The organism is Sphingobacterium alkalisoli, from assembly GCF_005049105.1.
GTDB lineage: Bacteria > Bacteroidota > Bacteroidia > Sphingobacteriales > Sphingobacteriaceae > Sphingobacterium > Sphingobacterium alkalisoli.
This window is the reverse complement of record NZ_SUKA01000006.1, coordinates 123,252-146,327: the sequence shown is the minus strand read 5'-3', so window position 1 is coordinate 146,327 and position 23,076 is coordinate 123,252. Positions and strand designations below refer to the sequence as shown.

At 41.3% G+C, this 23,076-nt stretch carries 21 protein-coding genes; 15 read left to right on the top strand and 6 right to left on the bottom strand.

What is annotated here, in order from left to right:
- Positions 1-6: 6 nt before the first annotated feature.
- The 7 genes from FAZ19_RS18020 (at position 7) to FAZ19_RS17990 (ending at position 7,209) form a co-directional block, all read left to right on the top strand.
- Positions 7-666: a CBS domain-containing protein gene (locus FAZ19_RS18020; RefSeq protein ID WP_136822149.1), complete on the top strand. Its 660-nt coding sequence runs from the start codon at positions 7-9 to the stop codon at positions 664-666.
- A gap of 40 nt (positions 667-706) precedes the next feature.
- Positions 707-1,600, top strand: a complete 894-nt coding sequence (locus tag FAZ19_RS18015) for an NAD kinase (RefSeq protein WP_308424014.1) — start codon at positions 707-709, stop codon at positions 1,598-1,600.
- Between the two features lie 89 nt (positions 1,601-1,689).
- Complete coding sequence (porG, locus tag FAZ19_RS18010) at positions 1,690-2,499, top strand: type IX secretion system protein PorG (RefSeq protein ID WP_169305699.1); 810 nt, start codon at positions 1,690-1,692, stop codon at positions 2,497-2,499.
- Positions 2,500-2,525: 26 nt separating this feature from the next.
- Positions 2,526-3,263, top strand: a complete 738-nt coding sequence (locus FAZ19_RS18005; protein ID WP_136822147.1) for an isoprenyl transferase — start codon at positions 2,526-2,528, stop codon at positions 3,261-3,263.
- A 153-nt stretch (positions 3,264-3,416) separates the two neighbouring features.
- Positions 3,417-5,996 carry an outer membrane protein assembly factor BamA gene (gene bamA / locus FAZ19_RS18000; RefSeq protein WP_136822146.1) on the top strand — a complete coding sequence of 860 codons (2,580 nt, stop codon included), beginning with the start codon at positions 3,417-3,419 and terminating at the stop codon, positions 5,994-5,996.
- 48 nt (positions 5,997-6,044) lie between these two features.
- Complete coding sequence (locus FAZ19_RS17995; RefSeq protein WP_136822145.1) at positions 6,045-6,578, top strand: OmpH family outer membrane protein; 534 nt, start codon at positions 6,045-6,047, stop codon at positions 6,576-6,578.
- A 97-nt stretch (positions 6,579-6,675) separates the two neighbouring features.
- Positions 6,676-7,209, top strand: a complete 534-nt coding sequence (locus FAZ19_RS17990; RefSeq protein ID WP_136822144.1) for an OmpH family outer membrane protein — start codon at positions 6,676-6,678, stop codon at positions 7,207-7,209.
- Positions 7,210-7,294: 85 nt separating this feature from the next.
- Here the strand turns inward: FAZ19_RS17990 and FAZ19_RS17985 are convergent, their stop codons facing one another.
- A complete protein-coding gene (locus tag FAZ19_RS17985; RefSeq protein ID WP_136822143.1) occupies positions 7,295-7,516 on the bottom strand; it encodes a hypothetical protein in 222 nt (73 codons plus the stop codon).
- Between the two features lie 268 nt (positions 7,517-7,784).
- Here FAZ19_RS17985 and FAZ19_RS17980 point away from each other — a divergent pair, with 268 nt between their 5' ends.
- A complete protein-coding gene (locus FAZ19_RS17980; RefSeq protein ID WP_136822142.1) occupies positions 7,785-8,402 on the top strand; it encodes a hypothetical protein in 618 nt (205 codons plus the stop codon).
- A gap of 77 nt (positions 8,403-8,479) precedes the next feature.
- Here FAZ19_RS17980 and FAZ19_RS17975 read toward each other — a convergent pair whose 3' ends face one another.
- Positions 8,480-9,007 (bottom strand): YciE/YciF ferroxidase family protein, encoded by a 528-nt coding sequence (locus FAZ19_RS17975; protein WP_211245531.1) that lies wholly within the window; start codon positions 9,005-9,007, stop codon positions 8,480-8,482.
- Positions 9,008-9,082: 75 nt separating this feature from the next.
- Between FAZ19_RS17975 and FAZ19_RS23955 the strand changes: the two genes are divergently transcribed.
- Complete coding sequence (locus FAZ19_RS23955) at positions 9,083-9,241, top strand: hypothetical protein (protein ID WP_169305698.1); 159 nt, start codon at positions 9,083-9,085, stop codon at positions 9,239-9,241.
- Between the two features lie 144 nt (positions 9,242-9,385).
- Positions 9,386-10,396, top strand: coding sequence for a glycosyltransferase family 4 protein (locus tag FAZ19_RS17970; protein WP_136822141.1), 1,011 nt, complete (start codon positions 9,386-9,388; stop codon positions 10,394-10,396).
- 118 nt (positions 10,397-10,514) lie between these two features.
- Here the strand turns inward: FAZ19_RS17970 and FAZ19_RS17965 are convergent, their stop codons facing one another.
- Complete coding sequence (locus tag FAZ19_RS17965) at positions 10,515-11,195, bottom strand: DUF421 domain-containing protein (protein WP_136822140.1); 681 nt, start codon at positions 11,193-11,195, stop codon at positions 10,515-10,517.
- 147 nt (positions 11,196-11,342) lie between these two features.
- Between FAZ19_RS17965 and FAZ19_RS17960 the strand changes: the two genes are divergently transcribed.
- Positions 11,343-12,404 (top strand): PAS domain-containing sensor histidine kinase, encoded by a 1,062-nt coding sequence (locus FAZ19_RS17960; protein WP_169305697.1) that lies wholly within the window; start codon positions 11,343-11,345, stop codon positions 12,402-12,404.
- Positions 12,405-12,537: 133 nt separating this feature from the next.
- On the opposite strand, the gene FAZ19_RS17955 is transcribed toward FAZ19_RS17960, so the two are convergent.
- The 3 genes from FAZ19_RS17955 to FAZ19_RS17945 form a co-directional block, all read right to left on the bottom strand.
- Positions 12,538-12,966, bottom strand: a complete 429-nt coding sequence (locus FAZ19_RS17955) for a hypothetical protein (protein WP_136822138.1) — start codon at positions 12,964-12,966, stop codon at positions 12,538-12,540.
- 166 nt (positions 12,967-13,132) lie between these two features.
- Positions 13,133-13,576 (bottom strand): adenylyltransferase/cytidyltransferase family protein, encoded by a 444-nt coding sequence (locus FAZ19_RS17950; RefSeq protein WP_136822137.1) that lies wholly within the window; start codon positions 13,574-13,576, stop codon positions 13,133-13,135.
- A gap of 42 nt (positions 13,577-13,618) precedes the next feature.
- Positions 13,619-14,098 (bottom strand): adenylyltransferase/cytidyltransferase family protein, encoded by a 480-nt coding sequence (locus FAZ19_RS17945; protein WP_136822136.1) that lies wholly within the window; start codon positions 14,096-14,098, stop codon positions 13,619-13,621.
- Positions 14,099-14,457: 359 nt separating this feature from the next.
- On the opposite strand from FAZ19_RS17945, the gene treY reads away from it, so the two are divergent.
- The 4 genes from treY to FAZ19_RS17925 all read left to right on the top strand — a co-directional run bounded on the left by treY (position 14,458) and on the right by FAZ19_RS17925 (position 23,060).
- A complete protein-coding gene (gene treY / locus FAZ19_RS17940) occupies positions 14,458-18,645 on the top strand; it encodes a malto-oligosyltrehalose synthase (protein ID WP_136822135.1) in 4,188 nt (1,395 codons plus the stop codon).
- A 101-nt stretch (positions 18,646-18,746) separates the two neighbouring features.
- Positions 18,747-20,867 carry a glycogen debranching protein GlgX gene (glgX, locus tag FAZ19_RS17935; RefSeq protein WP_136822134.1) on the top strand — a complete coding sequence of 707 codons (2,121 nt, stop codon included), beginning with the start codon at positions 18,747-18,749 and terminating at the stop codon, positions 20,865-20,867.
- A gap of 43 nt (positions 20,868-20,910) precedes the next feature.
- A complete protein-coding gene (treZ, locus tag FAZ19_RS17930) occupies positions 20,911-22,734 on the top strand; it encodes a malto-oligosyltrehalose trehalohydrolase (RefSeq protein ID WP_136822133.1) in 1,824 nt (607 codons plus the stop codon).
- A gap of 134 nt (positions 22,735-22,868) precedes the next feature.
- Positions 22,869-23,060: a cold-shock protein gene (locus FAZ19_RS17925; protein WP_136822132.1), complete on the top strand. Its 192-nt coding sequence runs from the start codon at positions 22,869-22,871 to the stop codon at positions 23,058-23,060.
- Positions 23,061-23,076: the final 16 nt, after the last annotated feature.

Here is a 23,076-nt window from a genome sequence, read left to right as displayed (position 1 = left end):
ACTATAATGTTTATTGGCCAATCCATATCATCTGATTTCCATGAAGTTCTACCAAAAGACACTGTCGATTTTGTATTGAACAACATGAATGAATTCCAAGTCAAATATTTGCCTGTCGTAAGTAATGGTCGATACCACGGACTTATATCAGAGGATTTACTCTTAGAACAAATAGATGGTAGTCTTCCAATAGAAGTACTATCTACTAAATTCAAACCGATCTACTTATTCGATTATCAGCATATCTACGACGCATTACAACTTATCGCATCTTACGACTACTGTATCATTCCTATTTTGAACAAAAATCATGAATATATCGGGATACTAACAAAACAAAACCTACTGGTTGCGCTGAATGAAACCCTAGGCTACCAAGAGGGCGCGATAATAGTCTTGGAACTGGGTATGCGAGACAATGCCCTTTCTCACGTCGCGCGCCTCATAGAAGCCGAAAATACAGTTATCCTGAGTACAGCGGTACGCCCTATTGCTGAATCTTCGAAACTGGAACTCACCATCAAAGTCAGCAAAACAAATATAGCGTCAATTGTCTCTTCCCTATGGCGTAACGACTATGTAGTAAAGGCGACTTTTAGAGATGGAGGAGATCAGTCTGATATACAAGATCGATACGACCTTTTGATGAATTATTTAGATATATAATTATTCTTTTGCATTTTTGTGCAGAACATAAAACGTCGTAATGAATAGTATTGCTATAGCTATATACGGAAGAGCTTTTAATACGTCTGTAAATACATTCGTAGAAGAACTTTTTACTTTCCTCACCGAAAAAGAGATCGATATCTACGTTTACGATGAGTTCTACACCTTTCTCAAAGCACACGTTTCCTGCCCCAGTGACCTAAAAACGTTTACTTCCTATACGGACCTGCCTACACACATCACTTTCATGCTGAGCTTGGGGGGAGATGGGACGATGCTGTCCGCAGTTTCGATCATCAAAGACACCGGAATACCGATTGTCGGCGTTAACTTTGGTCGATTGGGATTTCTGGCTAATATTCAGAAAACCGAGATCAAAGAAGCTCTGCACAAGATATTGAATGGCGAGTATACTATACAATCCCGCACTTTATTAACCGTTGAAACAGAAGGACGGGATTTATTCGGAGGGGAAAATTTTGCGCTTAACGATATTACAGTGTTTCGCTTTGATACCTCTTCGATGATAACGGTCAATACATCCATCAACGGCGAACTTCTTAATTCCTATTGGGCAGATGGATTAATTATTGCTACCCCTACGGGATCTACAGCCTATTCGTTGAGTTGTGGAGGGCCAATTATTATGCCTGGAAGCGGTAATTTTGTGATTACCCCTATTTCTCCCCACAATCTAAATGTAAGACCCATTGTCGTTTCATCCGACATGGAATTGCATCTCCAAATCGAAAGTAGAACAGAAAATTTCATCTTAAGCTGCGATTCGCGAAGTGAAACATTACCTATCTCTACACATTTAACCATTAAAAAAGCACCCTTTGGCATAAACTTAATCCGGCTAGAAAAAGACGCTTATTTCAGTACGTTACGCGAAAAACTTCTTTGGGGTATCGATGTACGTAATTATTAGACACGCTTGGGTAATTCATATTATTTAACAAAATTTAAAGGTAGAGTATTCTATTAAAAACTTTATCTTTACATCCAAAATCAATAAAATTGGTCTATTTCCGATATATCATTATACTATTTATACTCTGTGCACAAGTAAGATCCTACGCACAGCGATACGAATTTGGTATCACAGGATTTGGAACCGGTTATATGGGGGATATTAATCCTAACAATCCCTTTTATTATCAGAATATTGGTGGCGGTGTTGCCGTAAAGTACAATCTCAACCCCACTTGGGGAATTAAGGCTGGACTTAATTACATTGCACTTCATGGCAGTGACCTGGATTCCAAATTCACTGCACAGCAAAATCGTGCGTTACAATTTAACAACCACCTCAAAGAATTTACAATAACTACAGAATTTAATTTTTTCCGATTCATTGCAGGTAAAGCGGTTAATCGTTACACACCCTATTTGCTAGCCGGCATATCTGCTGCGCTGCATGACCCTTATGTCAATTTAGATGGCACAACTATTAAGCTAAGAGAATTGCAGTTAGAGCATGATGTAGAAAGTAATCCCGACAAATATTCAAAAATTGCCATTTCCGTACCTTTTGGATTTGGATTTAAATATAATATTAAAGGCCCTTGGAGTATTGGTGCTGAAGTAATATACCGCACTACCTTCAATGATAACATTGATAACGTGAGTAAAAATTATGCCACCTCTCCCCCAAGATCCTACTCTGTATCCCCTGAAACCTGGGATTTTTTAGCCGACCCGAGTGGTCAAATTGACACAAATGCTGGCAAAGCGAGAGGAAATGGCAAAAATTACGACGGCTATATGACAGCCGGATTTACATTGACGTACACCTTAATCAGTACGAAATGTTATTGGTGGCAATAGACTTATAGATTGTAAAGAAGAACATCATAACAATGAAGGATAAACTAGACAAAACTAATATACCGCGACATATTGCTATTATAATGGACGGCAATGGACGTTGGGCCAAAGGTCTAGGGAAGTTACGCGTATTTGGTCATCAAAACGGGGTAAGCGCTGTAAGAGAAACCTTAGAAGGTGCTATCGAAATAGGTGTTCAGTACCTAACGTTATATGCGTTTTCCTCAGAGAATTGGAATCGCCCCAAACTGGAGGTGAAGGCACTGATGGAATTGCTGGTAAACTCGTTGAGTAAAGAATTGAAGACTTTCCAGAAAAATGGGGTTCGACTGAATACGATTGGAAACATTACGGATTTACCCTTTAATTGTCAGGAAAAGTTAAATGAAACCATCGAGGCCACCAAATCCAATACCACCTGTACCCTTACTCTAGCATTGAGTTATGGCTCCCGCAAGGAAATAGTAGATGCGGTTAAAGCAATTGCCACCAAAGTGAAAGCCGGTGATTTAAGTGTAGAAGATATCAGTGACAATATATTTGAGCAACACCTGTATACAGCAGATCTGCCCGATCCCGACCTGATGATTAGAACTAGTGGAGAATATAGAATTAGCAACTACCTGCTATGGCAAATGGCTTACACTGAACTTTGGTTTACGCCCAAAATGTGGCCCGAATTTACAAGGAATGATCTATTTGACGCAATAGGTGATTTTCAGCTACGGGAACGACGATTTGGAAAAACAAGCGAACAGTTGTAATAAAATCTGTATGAAAACATCAAGAAGCAGTTTATTATAATGAAAATATTACCTTTGTAGCGAAAAGGCTAAATATTAACTAAATAGACGTATTTTTCTTTTAACAAAAATTAACAAGAGTTTGATGTACTTTAGCATCCATAATAACACGTAATGAAGCACATATATATACTGATAACAGCATTTTTTTTATTTAGCTGGACATCGACATTTTCACAAATCGGTAACAATCCCATTAATCTTTCAGATCCCAATGAAATAAATTATCTGCAACCTAAAGATTACGTAATAGGTGGCATTACCGTATCAGGAGCCCAATATTTGGATTCCGAAGTATTAATTACGATCTCTAAGCTTGTCGTGGGCCAATATATTGAGGTTCCGGGAGAAGCTACCGCAAATGTTATTAAAAACTTAATGGCTCAAAACCTATTTGACGATGTACAACTATGGGCGTCCCGAATTGAAGGGGAAAATATCTTTTTTGACATACGGGTGCAAGAGAGACCACGTCTTACGCGCATAGACATTGCGGGGCTCAGCAAGTCGCAAACAGAGGAAGTCCGCAAGAGACTAAATGAGGGAGCTGGCAAAATTGTCAATGAAAACCTTTTGCAATCTACCCGATTAACCATACAACGTTTTCTACGTGAGAAATCCTTCTTGTATCCCGACATCAAAATTAAAACCCTAAAGGATACTGCACAATCCAATAACGAAATTGTCGTTGTTGATGTAGAAAAAAATAAAAAAATCAAAGTCCGCAAAGTTAATTTCTCTGGAAATGATGTTTTCTCGAATAACCAGATGTCAAAATTCTTAAAAGGTGTAAAACCGCGTAAATGGTATAGAATTTTTGGCCCAGGTAAATTTAAAGAAGACAAGTACACCGAAGCAAAAGAAACATTGGTTTCCAAGTTGCAAGATAGAGGCTATCGTGATGCACAGATATTGTCAGATAGTATTTATCGTTATGATGAAAATGAAGTCGTTATCGATATAGAAGTCTATGAAGGTCCTAAATATTACGTTGGTAATATTGGTTGGACAGGAAATACACGCTATAAAGATTCGGTACTGAATATTATCCTAGGCATTGAAAAAGGAGATGTGTACAGCGAAGAGAAAATGATCACCAAATTAATGGGGCCAACCCGTAATAGTGATGACATCAGTGCACTCTACCAGAATGACGGATATTTAACTTTTAGTATCAATCCCGTTATCAAGCGCATCAACCAAGATACCGTCGATCTGGAAATCCAGGTCAGTGAGGGCAAGCAATACACTATCAACAATGTTATTGTAAAGGGTAATGATGTTACAAATGATCGCGTGGTATTACGTTCCATCTATACCAAGCCAGGTCAGAAATATTCGCGAGAGCTCATCATGAGAAGTATACGTGAGATTTCCCAGCTGGGTATGTTCGATGAGCAAAAGATCACACCTGATATTCCTTCCTCATCGATGAATCACGAAGAAGGCACGACGGATGTCGTATTTAATGTCACCGAAAAGCCTTCCGATCAAGTGGAATTGTCCGGTGGTTATGGTGCGGGTCAAATTATCGGTACGTTGGGTTTAACCTTCAATAACTTTTCGACAAGCAACTTATTCAAAAAAGATGCTTGGAAGCCCCTTCCTCGCGGAGATGGTCAAAAACTTAGTATTCGGGGCCAGACATCCGGTAAACGTTATCAGTCTTATAATTTCTCCTTCACAGAACCGTGGTTAGGCGGGAAAAAACCCATTTATTTTGGATTAAGTGCCTATACTTCTAATTCATCTTATGGTGGCTTTAATATGTATACTGGGGAACAGATGGTAAACGACTCCGAATTAAATCGTATTTGGATGACCGGAGTTACAGCTTCATTAGGTAAGCGTTTACAATGGCCAGATAATTATTTTCAGATCAATAGTTCCTTATCGTTTCAACGGTATAAACTACAGAATTATGGAAACTATTTCCTATTCTCTGATGGTACAGCATATAATATTAACTTCACCCAAGAGATTAGTCGTAATTCCGTAGATGCGCCTATCTATCCAACTTCCGGGTCACATATCAAGTTCTCTGTACAGTTAACTCCTCCATACTCGCTATTTAATGACATTAATTACGCGACTGCAGTTGATAACGTAAAGTATAAGTGGACTGAATACCACAAATGGAAATTTGATTCCCAATGGTATACCAAAGTAGTAGGTAAATTAGTTGTAAAAACGCAAGCACAATTTGGTTATTTAGGAAGCTATTCGGATGAGACACCTACTTCTACATTTGAACGATTCAAGTTAGGTGGTGATGGTATGCAGGGATTTGACTTTCTACAAGGTTCTGAAATTTTGGCCATGCGCGGCTATGCAAATGGTACCATCATTCCAGAATCTACAGGGAATGGATTTCAACAGATTGCGATCAATTCAGGTAGTCCGATATATGCTAAATATCAACTCGAATTACGCCATCCTGTAATGCTGAATGAACAAGCCACCGTATTTGTTTTAGCATTTGCAGAAGCGGGTAATACCTGGAATAAATTCTCGGAGGTAAATCCATTTAAAGTAAGGCGCGCTGCAGGTGTTGGCGCACGTATATTTTTACCTATATTTGGTATGCTTGGTATTGATTATGGTCATGCCTTCGATCCTATCCCAGGTATGAGCTCAAGCAATTGGAAACAAAATTTCACATTTAGTATCATGCAAAATATGGGAGGTTTTTAATTAAACTTTTTATTCCTATAATTGTCTTACAAAAAAGAAAGAACGAAAATGAAAAAGATATTAGTTGTATTAGCCTTTTTAACCCTTGGCGCTACTGCCTCTTTCGCGCAGCGCTTAGCCTATGTAGATTCAGAATATATTTTGAAACATATCCCCGAGTATGCATCTGCTCAGAAGCATCTAGATGATCTTTCTGTACAATGGCAAGAAGAAGTCGATAAACAATACGGCGAGATAGAACGATTATATAAAGCCTACCAGAATGATCAGGTGTTACTAAATGACGATATGCGCAAACGCCGTGAGGATGAGATTGTGAACAAAGAAAAAGCCGTAAAGGATTTTCAGAGAGAAAAATTTGGATATGAAGGCGAGTTATATGAGCAACGGGTCCGCTTAGTAAAACCGATACAAGATCGCGTCGCCAAGGCTATTCAAGATATTGCTAATGCACAAGGTTTGGATATCATTTTAGATAAAGGATCGGAGGTTACGTTCCTTTTCGCAAACCCAAAACTAGACAAAAGCAATGATATTATTACAAAATTAGGTTTTAAACCTGACGCCCAACTTGCAGAATAAGTTATAATTAGTATAATTGCAGAATATATATAATTAACAAAATAGAGTAACATAAAAAGAAAAGACGATTCGTGTCGAATAGACTAAAATGGAAAGAATGAAAAATTTATTAAAAGGAGTAGCATTAGTAGCGGGATTATTCATTTCAACTCAGGTTGTAAATGCACAACAAAAAATTGGACATATAAATTCAGGAGAAATCCTCCAATCTACAGCCGATTTTAAAACAGCAGCGGATCAGCTAAAAGCTTTGACTGAAACTAAGGAAAAAGAATTTCAAGGGATGGTAACTGTATATACGGAAAAACAAACTGCATACAACGACAAACTAAGAAACAGAAGCGAAGCCAACAAAACAACCGTAGATACAGAATTACAAACTTTAGGTGAAGAAATGCGACAAATAGAAGGTCGTATCCAAGAAATTCAGAAAGTATCGCAAGAAGAATTAGGTAAAAAAGAGCAAGAGCTTTTCGCTCCGATTCAACAAAAAGTAATGACCGCGATCAATGCGGTTGCACAGGAGAAGGGCTATGCATATGTATTGGATCTTGCAGCAGGAAGTGTAATTTATTTTCAAGGTGGCGAAGATATTTCTGCTGATGTAAAGGCAAAATTGGGTGTAAAATAAAACAGCTTGTTTTTTCGAATAGCTAGCAAAGGAGACTAAATTTTAGTCTCCTTTGCTGCTTTAAAAGGGTTTTATTTTCTTAAAGTTATGGCACGATTGGAGGCGTAGGAGTGCCCATTGGAGTTGTTCCTGAATCAATGAGCCCAGTGGTATCCGCCATCGGATCCCTATTTAATGTGTCCATTTGCGAGTTATCATCATAACGTGTGTCCGGAATATCATTTCCATCGCTGTCCGCTCGATTTCCACATGCTACTGCACTAGAAATTGCAATAACACTTAAAAATAATTTAATCGACTTTTTCATAGTATATTATTTTATGGTTGTAATGTAAAAAGATCTATAACAGTAACTTTATCGAAAAGATATCGTTTACAAGAATGGTGTTTTTAAGTATTTAACGAAAAGAATACCAGTATTTATCCCCACCAATTATCATTATGGCACAAATGGCAATTATTTTTAAGTACTTTATTTTGCATTTTGTAGTAGTTTGTCACTTAACAAAATGATAAACTGTTTGTTTTTGAATAGAAGAACAAGGAGAAGCTTCATTAACAAAAATATATAAAAGATGGAAACTAAAAACGATATTCCAGAACAATTTGCAGGTAAGAAGCTGGACTGCTTTGATATCGTCGAATTTTCAGACACCCTAGAAGCTGCAAACTTTTACACATTCGCCAAAAGCCGCCTATTGGACATCAATAACTGGCATGAAGTTGCCAATACCCCTTCTGCTTCGTTTTGCTTAGTAAACAGCCGTAACCAGAAGCTGAATAGGGCCGTCCAGGTTAAAGATTATGTACGTATCGACATTCCAGGGCCAGGACTTCCCAGTAGTAATGGATATGACTGGGTTTGCGTTGAAAGCATAAAAGAAGAAGAAACGGAAATTTCCCGTCGGACTATATTGACGCTTCGTCCATGTCCGGATCCCACTAATGAAAATCCGGATACGGCACACTTTTTCAAAAATCTCGCAACCTCTACTCTCGTAGTCGAAAAAAAACTTAGTCACGTTTCAGCACATTACGCTGGTCGTAACGAAATAGTCAACACCCAGAACACCAAGTTTACCGACAATCTACGAAACTTCCTCGTTGGGTTGGGAGCAAAATTTGGCGCTTCCTTTCCTCAATGGAAAGCGCTAACCGCTGGTATTATAAAAACGAGTAATGCCGAGAAATAAACTGACAATATGTAAAAACAAAAAGCCAGTTCAAATTAATGAGCCGGCTTTTTATGGGATTATCCAATAGCTATTATTTACTTAGATGCGCCTTCCGTATTTGCTTCTTCCATCGCAATCAGCGTTAGCAATTCATCCGTTTCCTTTTCCTCTGCCAATGTCGCACCAAGTAATTCTTGAGCTTCCGCATGTCCCATCAATTTAGCATAAGTTGCTAAACATCCGTAACTCGCAATTTCATAATGTTCAACCTTCTGGGCTGCAGAAATTAATGCGGCATTTAAAACTTCTGGACTATCTTGAAAATCTTCTATGATTTCATCTGCTTCTTCTAGTAAGCCTTCCATCGCCTTACATTTCTTTCCTCTTGCAGCCATTCCTAAGCCAGAAAATACGGTTTTTAAACGTTCGATCTGGCCTTCTGTTTGCTGGTAATGCGTTTCAAAAGCTTCCTTAAGTTTCGCGTTACCTGCCGCATTTGCCATTTTCTTAAGTCCTTTTAAGAGCTGTCTTTCGGCACCCAATATGTCTTTCAATTCTTCCGTAAATAATTCGTGAAGATGTGCATTTGGCATATTGCCTTGTTGTTTACTATTTGTTGCCATAACTTTATATTATTTAGTTTCCTAACCGTATAACGTCTCTCTATGTAAATGGTTTAGCTATTTTATATTATCTGTATGAATTGCCATATAACAGGTAAAAATCTGCTAATCTTACGTATAAACACCGTAGAATCCAATTATGCGAAAGACGTTCGTGTACGATGGATTTATCGCGATCATATGTCGGGCAACTTTTTAGAAGTAATGATCAATGCGTATGAAAACAAGTACTAAAATCAGCTAACATTAACAGCACAAACTGTTTACCAATATACAAGACACCATTATGAAATATGAAAACAATTAAAGAAAACAGCTGGAATAGAGACTAGGACACGCACTTAAAAAACAAAAGGTGATAACGTATGTTGTAACAATATGAAGATCGCAATGCTCTCTCCTATCGCCTGGCGTACTCCACCTCTACACTATGGCCCATGGGAACAAGTTACCTCATTACTCACCGAAGAATTAGTAAAAATGGGCGTTGAAGTTACCTTGTTTGCAACTGCGGATTCGGTTACTTCAGGACATTTACACGCCGTAAGCACGACCGGATATGAGGAAGATAGATCTATGAATGCTAAAGTGTGGGAATGCCTACATATTTCCGAATGCTTTGAAAATGCAGAAACCTTCGATCTCATTCACAATCAGTTCGACTTTTTACCACTGTCCTACTCCAAACTGGTAAAAACCCCAGTTGTAAGTACTATACATGGCTTTTCGTCCCCTAGTATACTTCCGGTCTACCAAAAGTATGATAAATATAGTCATTACGTTTCGATCAGTAACGCCGATCGATCTCCCGAGCTTGATTATATTGCAACAGTTTACCATGGTATTGATCTCGATCAGTTTACCTTCAACGCCCATCCGCAGGATTATTTGTTATTTTATGGACGAATCCATCATGATAAGGGTGCCAAAGAAGCTATTGAAATAGCCCGAGCACTTGACAAACCTTTAATTATGGCGGGAATTATTCAGGATGATCACTATTTTAAGCAGCATATTGAACCCCATCTAAAAAAAGGGAAGGTTGAATACGTTGGTTCGGTAGGGGCAGCAAAACGCAATGAATTATTAGCTAACGCTAGTGTTTTATTACATCCTATTAATTTTAGCGAACCATTTGGATTATCCGTAGTGGAAGCTATGGCCTGTGGCACGCCCGTTGTCGCATTTAACAAAGGGAGTATGCCAGAGCTTATTGATGACAGTCGCAATGGCTTTCTTGTCGAGAATGTTGACGCCGCCATCGAAAAGGTTAAGCGTATCAATTTCATTAATCGTGCTGCCTGTAGACAAAAAGTAAAAGCATATTTTTCAAAAGAACGGATGTGCCGAGATTATATCGAAGTATATAAGCAAATTCTCAACAGATAAATCGGTCGCAACGAAGCTCAATATCAATAAAATTGAATCCGTCTGGATATAGTATCGGCAACCGGCTTTCATCAAGTTGGAGAGAGCTCTGAAATAACCGATATAAGTTATTTATCTATTATCCAATCCGCCTTGTATTCATTGCTTGAGTCCATCTATCTCGCTTGCAACGCTCGCATTTGAATTTGTCCCCGACAAAATCCTTGACCAAACCACAATACATACAGGCAAAAGGACCTTGACTTACAGCAGTGTCTACATGCTTGTAATTGGTCGGAAAAAGTGGAAGACCATAGCGGACATCTTCTTCCCCATAAAACAGGAGACTAAGAGTTCCATCCACTTCCAATACCCCCAGGCGCACCTGTCCTAGATGTTCGACAGATTGATTACGCAACTCCGCAAAAAATTCCATTTTAGAATAACTGTTGTCGTTTTCGTGTTTCACATCAAACAGCCCATCCTTGACGACTATCATCGCTTTTCCCTCTAGCAGTTCGCCCACGGCTTTAAAACGGGAAGCTAGTAAAGTAACTAACTTATAAATCGTAATTACGCAGCTAAACACAATCACCGCATACAAGACAGGGATATCGGCTTGGAACATCGGATCACCGGCTGCCGAGCCTAAGCCAATAATAATTGCTACCTCAAATAATGTTAATTGCCTTACGCCTCTTCTGCCTGATAATCGCAAAACTATAAGGATAAGAATGAACATTACGATACTACGTAATACAATTTCACCAACGAAATCCCATTCGGTACCAATCAAAAAGATTTTTTCAAACGCGCTCATATGTAATATGAATTTACTATTAAGGATAAAACAAAAAGCCTGACTTAAAGTTTATATCCATTATATATACAACATGTAAAATATATTGTTTAACTTTCGCTGTGAAGCGACCCATGAGGACATAAAGCGCTTCACCTAATGGTTTTCATGACACATTCTTTATTTTCTTTACTCGCAGAAAGTTCTTCGATGCTCTTTTTTGCATATGATCCGGCCGCTGCCCAATTTACGTATATTAATCCCGCCTTTAGAACATTTTTCTCACTTGCATCAGATATGCCAAAATTGGAAACATTCATGGCTATGGTACATCCAGACGATCGGAACTATATCATAGAACGTTTTGAAGACATCGCTACCGACTCGGTCGATGGTATAGAATGCCGTTTTACACAAAACAGTACAAACGGGGCCTTACGTATTAATGCATACCTAATTACGGAACAAGATAAGAGGCTAATTGTGGGTCATGCAGAAGATATTTCAGTTTATAAACAATATATCAACACGATCTTAAAACACAACGCAAAAAAGAACGCGATCCTCAACATTGTAACACACGATTTGGCAGGGCCTCTTGGCACAATCTCTAATCTATCGGAAATTCTCAAAAAAGAAACAATAGCTAACGAAACCACGAAAGCACTTGTTCATTTAGATATGATTAAGAAAATCAGCAAAAGCTGTACTAAGTTGATCCGGGACTTTTTGAATCAGGAATTCTTAGCATCTGCGGATGTACCAATTGTGAAACGTCGGGTGGATCTGGCCGGTAGCATCCGGGAATTTACGAAGCAATATTTAGTGATCCAAGAAGAATTATCGATAGATTTTTGCTATCGTACAGATGAAGATATCATGTACATGGATGTTGACGAGGATAAGTTTATACAAGTTCTCAATAACCTGCTATCCAACTCAATGAAATTCACTGCGGCTGGCGGTCGTATTAGTATTTCCCTCGAAGAAAGAGAGCATGATGTGTTAATTTCTGTTTCGGATACAGGTATCGGCATCCCGGAAAAATACCATGGAGTGCTTTTTGAAAAATTTACACCCGCTCGTAGAAACGGACTGCGTGGAGAGGAAACAATCGGCCTTGGCATGTCGATTATTAAATCGATCGTCGAATGGCATAATGGTAGAATTTGGTTTAAAAGTATAGAAAACAAAGGTACTACGTTTTACATTGAATTACCAAAGAAATAGGCTCTCAAGAGAGCCGCTCTTAAACCGAAGTTGCTTTAAAGGAAGCCAAAGAGTGGAGGCCGATCGAGCAAATAATGATGTGATTAGAATTAAGACGGAGCCTTCTTAATTCTAGTTACGCTATGGTGCAAAATTAAACCAGCTCTTTCTTGGGCACCGCTATGTCAAAAATAGCGGAAACAAGCGTTTCCGGTGAACAGGACTTTTTCACAACACCCTTTACAAAGTTTTTAATGTCGTCTGTCAAATTTGAAGCCTCCTCATCTATCATCAAAAGAATGCCGCTATGCGGATACATTTGGCGTAGAAAAGAAAAGTATTTCTTTCTGTTTTTATAAACCTGCTTATCATCTATTAAGAGTACATCCGGTTCAATATCACGCTTTGCCCATACGCCCATTTCCTGTAAAGATGGTCCTTCAGATAAAACCTCAATACGGTTATCAGTTTCTTCCGAAAGAAGCATCCTGTAGGCAAATCGTAGTCTTCTATTTGTGCTAATAATCGCTACCGACACCTTGTTTCTCCGTGCCAAAGCAATACTCCTGTCAAACAATTCCATGTCAAAATGATTTATATGTGCACTAAGAACTTCCCTAAAAAGAAAATGGTTTCTATTTATCCCCATTTTCCGTACTTGTTGACGGAAAAAGGTAGAATCCCGATGGACATCGTGATTTATACGGCTATTAATGTATTCATTAAATTAATCGATATCACTATGTCAGCTAATTTATCGTTTTGATTTGGAATGCTTTCTGTTGCTCCTTTTGACTTACCGTCTTACGCAAGCCTTGACTAGAAAAGCGGTGTTTGCGTTTGATGTATATAAGCTCGATACCTTCCTTCATGCAATATGCTTTTCCGGGGAAATCGTACAAAGCCTGCTCTTCGCCCACGAAGTGCACGTCGACAGTCAGCGACTGTAGTATATCAACGATATCATCGTCGGATTCGTAAGGAATGATCTCATCCACATACTGGCAGCCTTCTAATTTAATAAAGCGCTCAACAACAGTCTGTGCAGGCTGCGACTCGTCCTGCGCGGTCTCATCCGCGTCCGCTTTAAGGCCAACAATTAGGTAATCGCATTGTCGCCTAGCCTGCTCCAATGTCACGATATGCCCTACATGGAGCAAATCGAATACTCCAAAAATAATTCCTGTCTTCATATTAATTCTTTGTTTTTAAAAAGGTAACGAACTGAGCAGTAGCTATGCTTTTGCCCGCTGCAATTTATAATCCATGTTATCGCCTATACGAATGATAGCGCTAGGTTTTTCCTCTTGTTTAGCAGCGATAATTCGGCGTAGTGAAGAACTTGAAAAACGATTTTCCCGTCGATTAAAATACAGCTCGATACCCTTTTCCTCACAGTATTCCCTCCCAGTAAAATTCTTATGCATGTATTCATCGCCTAAAATGCGGACATGTATCTTAAACGAGCGCATGATATCTTCTAAGTCCTGCTCTGTCGCGTACGGAATAATTTTATTTACATGTTTACAGGCGCGTAACTGCATGTACCGCTCAAACACCGTTTGTGTGGGCTTGTTTTTCTCGGCCCTGTCCAATGTAGGATCAGTTTGCAATCCGCAGATTAAATAATCACACTGTTCCTTCGCATCCTCTAGCATTTTAATGTGTCCTGCATGCAGTAAATCAAATGCAGAGAAGGTAATTCCTATCTTCATAATAGCTCCTTTTTAAATGTTTTCATCATAGGTTCCCGAATCATCCAGTTCTTTTCTATCTGGACGGCCCCGAGAGTTGAAAGTTAAACGCACCCCATCTTGCTTTAGTTTTCATTTAACGAAAATCAAGTATTTTGATATACATGGCTTGCGTCTTTTCGACATCATCTCGTATTTCTACGCAGAAAGATGTATTTTCTTTCTATAAACAGAAAAATCCGGACATAGAGCACATAAAAACATCTAATTTTCTGCTAATAATCACATTTCGCCACGGTTCTAGGCTGATAGAAGTACCACGCGTAAACATATTTCGATGAGCGCTGTTGAATGGTAGTAAGAAAATAAATTTTTAATTTATGAAAATGCCCCGTACTACCTATCGCATTCAATTTCATAGTGGTTTTAATTTTCAGGATTTCGAACAGTGTATCGATTACCTGCAGCAACTGGGCATCGATACCATTTATGCGTCACCTATATTTAAAGCCGTACCAGGCAGTACGCATGGATACGACGGGACAGATACACAGCTTATCAACCCCGATTTGGGTACAATAGACCAACTGCGCGCACTGAAACAAACACTCAAGCAATATAATATCAAGTGGTTACAGGACGTTGTTCCAAACCATATGGCTTATCATCCTGATAACAGCTGGATGATGGACGTATTGCTTTTTGGAGCCACCTCCTGCTATGCTACCTATTTTGACACACTATACAGCAACCCGGCTTTCAAAAAAGACAAACTGATGGTGCCTGTTCTTGGAGCCTCTCTAGATGATACGGTCCGTGCACACGAATTGTCTGTAGTATTGCAAGATGGTAGACTTTACCTATCTTATTTCGAAAATATGTTTCCCCTCCGTCCATCATCCTACCTGTTTGTCCTAAGCGACCTTTCATCTTCCCTTAATACAGACCTCGACGAGCTTAGCAGCCACATAGCCATCTTAGAGGCAAATGGAGATAAAGATGGATGGAAGATTTTGCAACATGAGCTGGCTTCAAAGTTGGGATCCAAGAATAACCGCGCCCAGCTGCTACGCCGTCTTGCGAAGTTAAACGCATCCGAAGAGGCGATAACAGAGCTCCTTACTCAGCAGCACTACCGTCTTTGCCACTGGCAGGAAACCGACGTCCAGATAAATTTCAGACGGTTCTTCACCGTCAATGGGTTGATATGCCTAAACGTTCAGGATAGAAAGGTATTCCGCGCAACCCATCAGCTCGTCAAAGAACTGTTGCAAGAGGGAATCATTGACGGCCTCCGGATCGACCATATTGACGGATTGCACAATCCGACAACATATCTCAACGATTTACGGAGATTATGCGGGCCGGATACATATATTGTAGCCGAAAAAATACTAGAATACCATGAAAAGCTACCGAAAGACTGGCCTATTCAGGGTACCACAGGTTATGATTTTTTAGCACTCTCTAATAATGTCTGTACAAACCGAAAAAGCAAAAAACTACTCACAGACTATTACAAAAGACTGACCGAAAACAAGGATTCGATTAAAAAGCAGCAGCTGCAAAAGAAAACAGCTATTTTGGTTAATCACATGCAGGGAGAAATAGATAATCTTTGTATCCTATTCTCTGAGTTATCGCTTGCTAAAGTAGGCAATAACATCAAACAGAATCGTATGCGCGAGGTCATTCAGGCTTTTCTTGCCTACTTTCCCGTATATCGGCTGTACGACTACAGCTTTCCGTTGGCGAAGAAAAGCTATCAAATCATTTTATCGGTTCTCCAGAGGATATCAGAAGATCGACACGAACTACGCGGTGAGATCAAAATTTTAAAGAAAATCTTTCAAAAGGCTCAAAACGGAGCAGATCAAAACTATGGGAAGAAAGTGATGTCTTTTTTGCTTCGTTGCATGCAATTCACAGGTCCAGTAATGGCCAAGGGCGTCGAAGACACCTTAATGTATACCTATAATCGATTTATCGGTCACAACGAAGTGGGCGATCATCCGGCTTATTACGGTATTCGCAAATCAGCTTTTCATCGCGCGATGCGAAAAAGACAACGGCAGTGGCCCCTGGCCTTGAATGCCAGTGCAACCCATGATACCAAGCGGGGGGAAGACGTACGGAGTCGGTTGCAGGTACTGACAGCCTGGCCACAAGGCTGGATAGAGCAAGTCGATATATGGCAAGCTATCGTAAAAGAACATTACAAAGAAACATTACCGCATCCCAACGATATCTATTTCATCTATCAGGCTCTGCTGGGCTCCTATCCCATGTCCAGTACATCCGCTGACGGATTTGAGGAACGGTTTCACGCATACCTATCCAAATACCTTAGGGAAGGAAAAGATCGGTCGGACTGGGCATCACCAAACGACGATTATGAAGCACGTGTACGGCATTTCGCCAGCTTTCTGTTGGATCAGAATGGCACATTCCATCCTGCATTTTATCCGTTTTTTGAACGTGTATCCGATTTCGGGATATTGAATTCGCTGACGCAGCAGGTATTAAAATTCACCTGTCCGGGCATACCCGATGTGTACCAAGGAACCGAATTATGGGACCTGAGTTTCGTCGACCCCGATAATCGGCGCGCAGTAGATTATGCTACCCAACAAAGCTACTTGACCGAAATCAATAGCCTAAATGCAGAGACCGTTGTTCAATCACTCTGGGAAGAACGCTATAACGGCAAGATCAAGCTTTGGCTTCTCAAAAAGCTGATCGATTTGCGGCACGACTCCCCTGGTCTCTTTAACCATGGCGAATATATTCCGCTCGAGGTAACAGGAGCTTACCGCCGACATGTACTTGCTTTTGCACGTAAATATGAACAAGAGTGGATTGTCGTCGCTGTTCCGCTGCACCTTGCTGGCATTCCTGCAATGCGCGAAGCGCTACCTTCCGGTTTGGATTGGGGCGACACCTGCATCATCCTACCAAGCACTGGAACAATAAAATGGGAACACCTTCTTACGACGGACACCGGAGAAAGCACGGAAATCAAATTAAATAACATTTTTAACAAACTGCCAATTGCTATTCTAAAAGGAGAAGAAGCGACTAAGTTTCGCGGCGCTGGCATTTTGATGCATATCAGCTCTCTGCCATCAGAATTTGGCATTGGGGATTTTGGCAAAAACGCCTTTCAGTTCGCAAATTTTCTACGGGCAAGTGGACAGCGGTGGTGGCAGGTTTTACCCCTAGGGCCTCTTTCAAAAGAGCAATACTATTCGCCGTATAGCACATTTAGCGCCCTGGCAGGAAACCCACTGTTTATTGATTTAGAAGCATTGGCACAAGACGGTCTGCTCCGAAAAAAAGAACTAAAAAAAGGAACCTTCAAATCGTCCGAACGGGTTAATTACGCGCTTGTCGAATCCGTCAAAACAAAATTGCTCAATAAAGCCTTTGATCGCGTTAATCTGGAAAGTATTCCGGATTTTCAACGATTCTGTCAAGAGGAACAGCACTGGCTGCATAATTACGCATTATTTGCCGCTTTACGCAAAAAACACTTGGATACACCTTGGTATAACTGGCCGTCTTCATTTAAAGCCCGGGAAAGGGAGGCGCTCCAAGCGTTTGAAACTGCTCATGAGCGGGAGATCCAAAAACAGAAGTGGTTACAATACATTTTTTTCAAGCAGTGGCATGCGCTACGACAGCATTGCCATGGTTTAGGCATACAGTTGTTAGGTGACGTGCCCATGTACGTGAGTCATGACTCGGCTGATGTTTGGGCTCACCCACAGCTGTTTTCGCTAGAAGCAAATGGCAACCTAAAGGCGGTCGCGGGCGTACCTCCCGACTATTTCAATGCCGACGGACAACTGTGGGGAATGCCTGTGTTTGATTGGCAAGCACTAAAACGAGAAGGTTATCAGTGGTGGATTGACCGGCTTGCCCATAACTGTAAACTTTATGACAAGGTGAGGTTAGACCACTTCCGCGCTTTCGCAGCATATTGGGAGGTACCAGCCACGGAGACAACCGCAAAACATGGCAGTTGGAAAGAAGCTCCCGGGATCGATTTCTTTAACGTGCTACAGTCTGCTCTAGGTGAGATGCCATTTATCGCTGAAGATCTGGGCGATATTGATAATCCCGTATATCAGCTCCGGGATGCGCATGATCTTCCCGGCATGAAGGTATTACAGTTCGCGTTTGGGGAGGATATGGCACGTTCACCACATATTCCGCACAATCATGGCAAAAATTTCATTGTTTATACGGGCACACACGACAACAATACCCTGCAAGGTTGGTTTCAGGATGAACTAGATGAGGCCTCCAAAGATAGATTTTCGCAATATATCGCATCTAAAATGCAGAAAACGAATATAAATGACATGCTGATTCGAATGGCTTATGCTTCCGTAGCCGATATCGCCATCGTGCCCATGCAGGATATCCTTTCACTTGATGGATCGCATCGCATGAACAGTCCAGCCAGTACCACGGGCAACTGGAGCTGGCGGATGCTCCCCGATGCATACGATAAGCATCTACAAAAAAAGCTGAAGCAGTTCGTCGAGTTATATGACCGGTAGAAAATCACGCAGCTACAAAATTTATTTGATTATAAAACTTCGAAGCTATTTACGTTGTTGTCCTTTTGACAATTTATCACCATTGAATTACTAAATACACTATGGATACAAAAATATTTGCGGGATCACCTTATCCCCTAGGTGCTACGTATGATGGAAAAGGTGTGAATTTCTCCATCTACGCAGAGAACGCGGAAGGGGTCGACCTTTGCCTCTTCAACAAATCCGAGGAAGACGCAAAACCCTTAAAAATACGGATTAAAGAACGAACACATCAGGTCTGGCACGTGTATGTTCCGAATATTGGACCTGGGCAGCTATATGGTTATCGGGTTTATGGACCGTACGATCCTGAAAACGGACACCGCTTCAATCCCCACAAGCTGTTGATTGATCCCTATGCCAAAGCGATAGCAGGCACTTTACAATGGGATGATTCCCTTTTTGGCTATGAAGTAGGCCATCCAGAAAAAGATCTCAGCTTTAGTAGCCAAGACAGTGCATCTTATTTACCGAAGTGCGTTGTTGTCGACCAATCCTTCGATTGGGAAGGGGATAAACCGCTCCGTACACCACTCCATAAAAGTGTCATCTACGAAATGCAAGTCAAAGGGTTTACGCAGCTTCATCCAGATATACCCAGAGAAATGCGGGGAAGTTATTCTGCCCTAGCTCATCCTACTACCATCTCCTATTTACAGGCATTGGGAGTGACGGCTATTGAGCTCATGCCCATTCATCATTTTATCACCGACTGGCATCTTCAGGAAAAAGGACTTACCAATTATTGGGGCTATAATACCATCGGCTTTTTTGCTCCAGACGTCCGCTACGCATCGAAGGGGATACAAGGGCAACAAGTCAACGAGTTTAAAGAAATGGTTAAGACCCTTCACCAAGCCGGCATTGAGGTTATTTTGGATGTGGTCTACAACCATACCGGTGAAGGCAACGAGATGGGACCTACCCTATCCTTTCGTGGCATCGACAATGCTGCGTATTACCGGCTTACCGAAGATTGCCGATATTACATGGACTATACTGGCACCGGCAATACGCTCAACGCCCGACTGCCCAATGTACTTCGTTTAATCATGGACAGCCTACGCTACTGGATTTTGGAAATGCATGTAGACGGATTTCGGTTCGACCTTGCCTCTGCCCTTGCGCGCGAACTGCATGAGGTAGATAAACTAAGTTCCTTTTTCGACGTCATCCATCAGGATCCCGTAATTTCACAGGTGAAACTGATTGCCGAACCCTGGGATATTGGCGAAGGAGGCTATCAGGTTGGAAAATTTCCTCCTGGATGGGCTGAATGGAACGGGAAGTACAGGGATTGTATACGCGACTATTGGATTGGAGCCGATAGCATGCTCGGCGAATTTGCAGATCGGCTCACCGGCTCGTCCGACCTCTACCAAGATGACTATCGTAAACCCACTGCCAGCATTAATTTCGTAACGGCTCACGACGGTTTCACGCTGCATGATCTTGTTTCGTACAATGAGAAACACAATGAGGCCAACGGAGAAGACAATAATGATGGAGACAGCCACAACCGTTCGTGGAATTGCGGCGCAGAGGGCCCTACCGACGATGAAGAAATCAATAGGCTACGTGCCCGCCAAAAAAGGAATCTGCTCACGACACTTTTTCTTTCACAGGGTGTACCTATGCTGGTCGCTGGCGATGAATTTGGACGCACGCAGCAGGGCAACAATAATGCGTATTGCCAAGATAATGAAATATCTTGGCTCGATTGGGCCGGAAAAGACGAAAGCCTGCTTAATTTCACACAACAGTTGATCGCCCTTCGGAGAGATCACCCCATCTTTTGTCGTCGTAAATGGTTTCAGGGCATACCTATCAAAGGCATCGGATTAGAAGATATCGCCTGGTTTTTGCCCGACGGTGTAGAGATGGACGATTCACATTGGGACCATGACTTTGCGCGCTCACTGGCTGTTTTCTTAAATGGTCACGGGATACGGTCGTTAGATGATGACGGTTCCAAAATCGTAGACCAAAGCTTCTATATTATGTTCAATGCGTATTGGGAACCGATCAACTATACCCTTCCCGCTAAAAAGTACAGTGCGCGCTGGGTAAAGATACTAGATACAACTTTAGAGACTATAGGCGCACACGAGGAAGTGGACGCGGAAGCCAGCATGACCTTACAGGGGCGTTCTATCGTGGTACTGATGTCTGCGTCCTGAACATAAAAAGCTACCCCGTTTTTCCATAATTTCGATATAGGATATGAATAAAATAGCAGGTATAAGACAATTGGGCGTTACATTAACCGCCCATAATACACAAATCACGGTATGGGCACCACAGGCAAAAAGCGTAGTACTACATACCTATGCGCCAGACAGTAAAGTCCCATTAACGGCGCAGGCTTATGGCTATTGGTATGCCGAAAGTAACCGTCTCCAAGCGGGGCAACAGTACAGGATTGCTATTGATGAGAACGAATACCCTGACCCGGTGTCGCGGTCACAGCCCGAGGGCGTACATGGACCCTCGGCGATGGTCGACCTGCAATTTGACTGGACAGATGAGGACTATCAACCCCCGTCGCTACGCGATCTTATTATTTACGAGCTCCATGTTGGCACGTTCACCCCTAACGGAGACTTTGAAGGTGTCATTGAGCGCCTTCCTTATCTAAAGGCACTAGGCATCAATGCCATTGAGATTATGCCCGTAGCACAGTTTCCCGGCGAGCGAAACTGGGGTTATGATGGGGTATTTAGTTTTGCCGTGCAACATAGCTATGGCGGTGCAAAATATCTACAGAAATTAGTAGATGCCTGCCATCGAGAAGACATAGCAGTTATTCTAGACGTAGTGTACAATCACTTTGGCCCCGAAGGTAATTACCTTCCAGCATATGGCCCGTATTTTACCGACAAATACCAGACCCCGTGGGGACAAGCCGTTAACTATGATGATGCATGGAATAACGGTGTCCGAGATTTTGTGTTGGCAAACGTATATATGTGGTTGAGCGATTTCCATATCGATGGCCTCCGGCTGGATGCGGTACATGCAATAAAAGATTTCAGTCCACGGCACATCCTTCAAGAAATACGGGAGGTTACAAACAAGGTGATCCAACAAAGCGGAAAGTCTCACTTCCTTATTGCAGAATGCGACCTCAATGACCGGCGCTATTTAGAACCCTTAGAAAAAAATGGTCTTGGAATGGATGCCCAATGGCTCGATGAATTTCACCATTCGCTCCGTGTTGCTGCCGGAGAGAAGAGAAACGGCTATTACAGCGAGTTTGAAGGAGTAAAACATCTAACGAAAGCCTATCAAGAAGCCTACGTGTTCGATGGTGGTTTTTCTCCGCATCGCCAAAAATTTTTCGGAACAAGTGCGGCAGACCTGCCAGACCATCAATTTATCGTCTTCTCGCAAAATCATGATCAGATTGGTAACCGGATGCTGGGCGAACGCAGCAGTATGCTGTACAGTCCCGAAATACAACGACTGATGGCCACGGCCGTGATGATCTCATCGTATACGCCTATGTTGTTCATGGGTGAGGAGTGGGCGTCGAAAAAGCCCTTCCTGTACTTTGTCGACCATAGTGATCCCAATCTAATACAGGCGGTACGCGAAGGGAGACGTCGTGAATTTGCTGATTTCCATGACGAAGGTGAGGTACCCGATCCGCAAGCGCAGGACACGTTCGATCAGTCGATATTGGATTGGAATGAAAAAGAAGGCGGGCCACATCGGGATATGTTGGCTTATTACCGCGCGCTTATTTCCTTACGTAAAAATCATCCGCTCTTGCAGCAGCGCGATCGAAAACAGTTTCAAATAGTCTGCTACCCCCATCAGCACACGATCTTTATCACGATATTACACGAAACTTCGCGGCTTCTGTGTATACTAAATTTTTCTTCATCGGATCAAACATTTTCGCTAGACGATGAAACCACATGGCAGAAGATATGGGACAGCAATGACGAAAAATGGGGCGGGTGTTCGTCTACAAACAACAACTTTCTTCAGGTAATTAACGTTGGAAAAAGATCTGGAACAATCTTTGAAAGAGCAGGTTAACTATTTAAAGACCAGAAAATATATTTTTTTTGATTTTAATTTGATTTACCACCCTTATACTGGTATTTTTGGCACAATAATAGTAGAACATAGTACGAATATAAATAATTCATTTACAATATATACCCAATACAATGCAAGAAGGAACAGTAAAATTCTTTAACGTTACCAAAGGTTTCGGTTTTATTACACCATCAAATGGTGGTCAAGATGTTTTCGTACATTCAACTGGTTTAATTCATGATGTACGCGAAAACGACACCGTGACTTACGATGTAGAGAATGGTAAAAAAGGACTAAGCGCGGTTAATGTACGCGTAGTATAATTAACGAAGGAAGAGT

What these genes read in the sequence shown, in the direction of transcription:
- FAZ19_RS18020 (WP_136822149.1), top strand. Translation starts at nt 7, where the DNA reads ATGTTTATTGGCCAATCCATATCATCTGATTTCCATGAAGTTCTACCA.
- FAZ19_RS18015 (WP_308424014.1), top strand. Translation starts at nt 707, where the DNA reads ATGAATAGTATTGCTATAGCTATATACGGAAGAGCTTTTAATACGTCT.
- FAZ19_RS17985 (WP_136822143.1), bottom strand. Translation starts at nt 7,516, where the DNA reads ATGAAAAAGTCGATTAAATTATTTTTAAGTGTTATTGCAATTTCTAGT.
- FAZ19_RS17980 (WP_136822142.1), top strand. Translation starts at nt 7,785, where the DNA reads ATGGAAACTAAAAACGATATTCCAGAACAATTTGCAGGTAAGAAGCTG.
- FAZ19_RS17990 (WP_136822144.1), top strand. Translation starts at nt 6,676, where the DNA reads ATGAAAAATTTATTAAAAGGAGTAGCATTAGTAGCGGGATTATTCATT.
- FAZ19_RS17975 (WP_211245531.1), bottom strand. Translation starts at nt 9,007, where the DNA reads ATGGCAACAAATAGTAAACAACAAGGCAATATGCCAAATGCACATCTT.
- FAZ19_RS23955 (WP_169305698.1), top strand. Translation starts at nt 9,083, where the DNA reads ATGAATTGCCATATAACAGGTAAAAATCTGCTAATCTTACGTATAAAC.
- FAZ19_RS17970 (WP_136822141.1), top strand. Translation starts at nt 9,386, where the DNA reads ATGAAGATCGCAATGCTCTCTCCTATCGCCTGGCGTACTCCACCTCTA.
- glgX (WP_136822134.1), top strand. Translation starts at nt 18,747, where the DNA reads ATGGATACAAAAATATTTGCGGGATCACCTTATCCCCTAGGTGCTACG.
- FAZ19_RS17950 (WP_136822137.1), bottom strand. Translation starts at nt 13,576, where the DNA reads ATGAAGACAGGAATTATTTTTGGAGTATTCGATTTGCTCCATGTAGGG.
- treY (WP_136822135.1), top strand. Translation starts at nt 14,458, where the DNA reads ATGAAAATGCCCCGTACTACCTATCGCATTCAATTTCATAGTGGTTTT.
- FAZ19_RS17925 (WP_136822132.1), top strand. Translation starts at nt 22,869, where the DNA reads ATGCAAGAAGGAACAGTAAAATTCTTTAACGTTACCAAAGGTTTCGGT.
- FAZ19_RS17945 (WP_136822136.1), bottom strand. Translation starts at nt 14,098, where the DNA reads ATGAAGATAGGAATTACCTTCTCTGCATTTGATTTACTGCATGCAGGA.
- treZ (WP_136822133.1), top strand. Translation starts at nt 20,911, where the DNA reads ATGAATAAAATAGCAGGTATAAGACAATTGGGCGTTACATTAACCGCC.
- FAZ19_RS17955 (WP_136822138.1), bottom strand. Translation starts at nt 12,966, where the DNA reads ATGGAATTGTTTGACAGGAGTATTGCTTTGGCACGGAGAAACAAGGTG.
- FAZ19_RS17960 (WP_169305697.1), top strand. Translation starts at nt 11,343, where the DNA reads ATGACACATTCTTTATTTTCTTTACTCGCAGAAAGTTCTTCGATGCTC.
- FAZ19_RS17965 (WP_136822140.1), bottom strand. Translation starts at nt 11,195, where the DNA reads ATGAGCGCGTTTGAAAAAATCTTTTTGATTGGTACCGAATGGGATTTC.
- bamA (WP_136822146.1), top strand. Translation starts at nt 3,417, where the DNA reads ATGAAGCACATATATATACTGATAACAGCATTTTTTTTATTTAGCTGG.
- FAZ19_RS17995 (WP_136822145.1), top strand. Translation starts at nt 6,045, where the DNA reads ATGAAAAAGATATTAGTTGTATTAGCCTTTTTAACCCTTGGCGCTACT.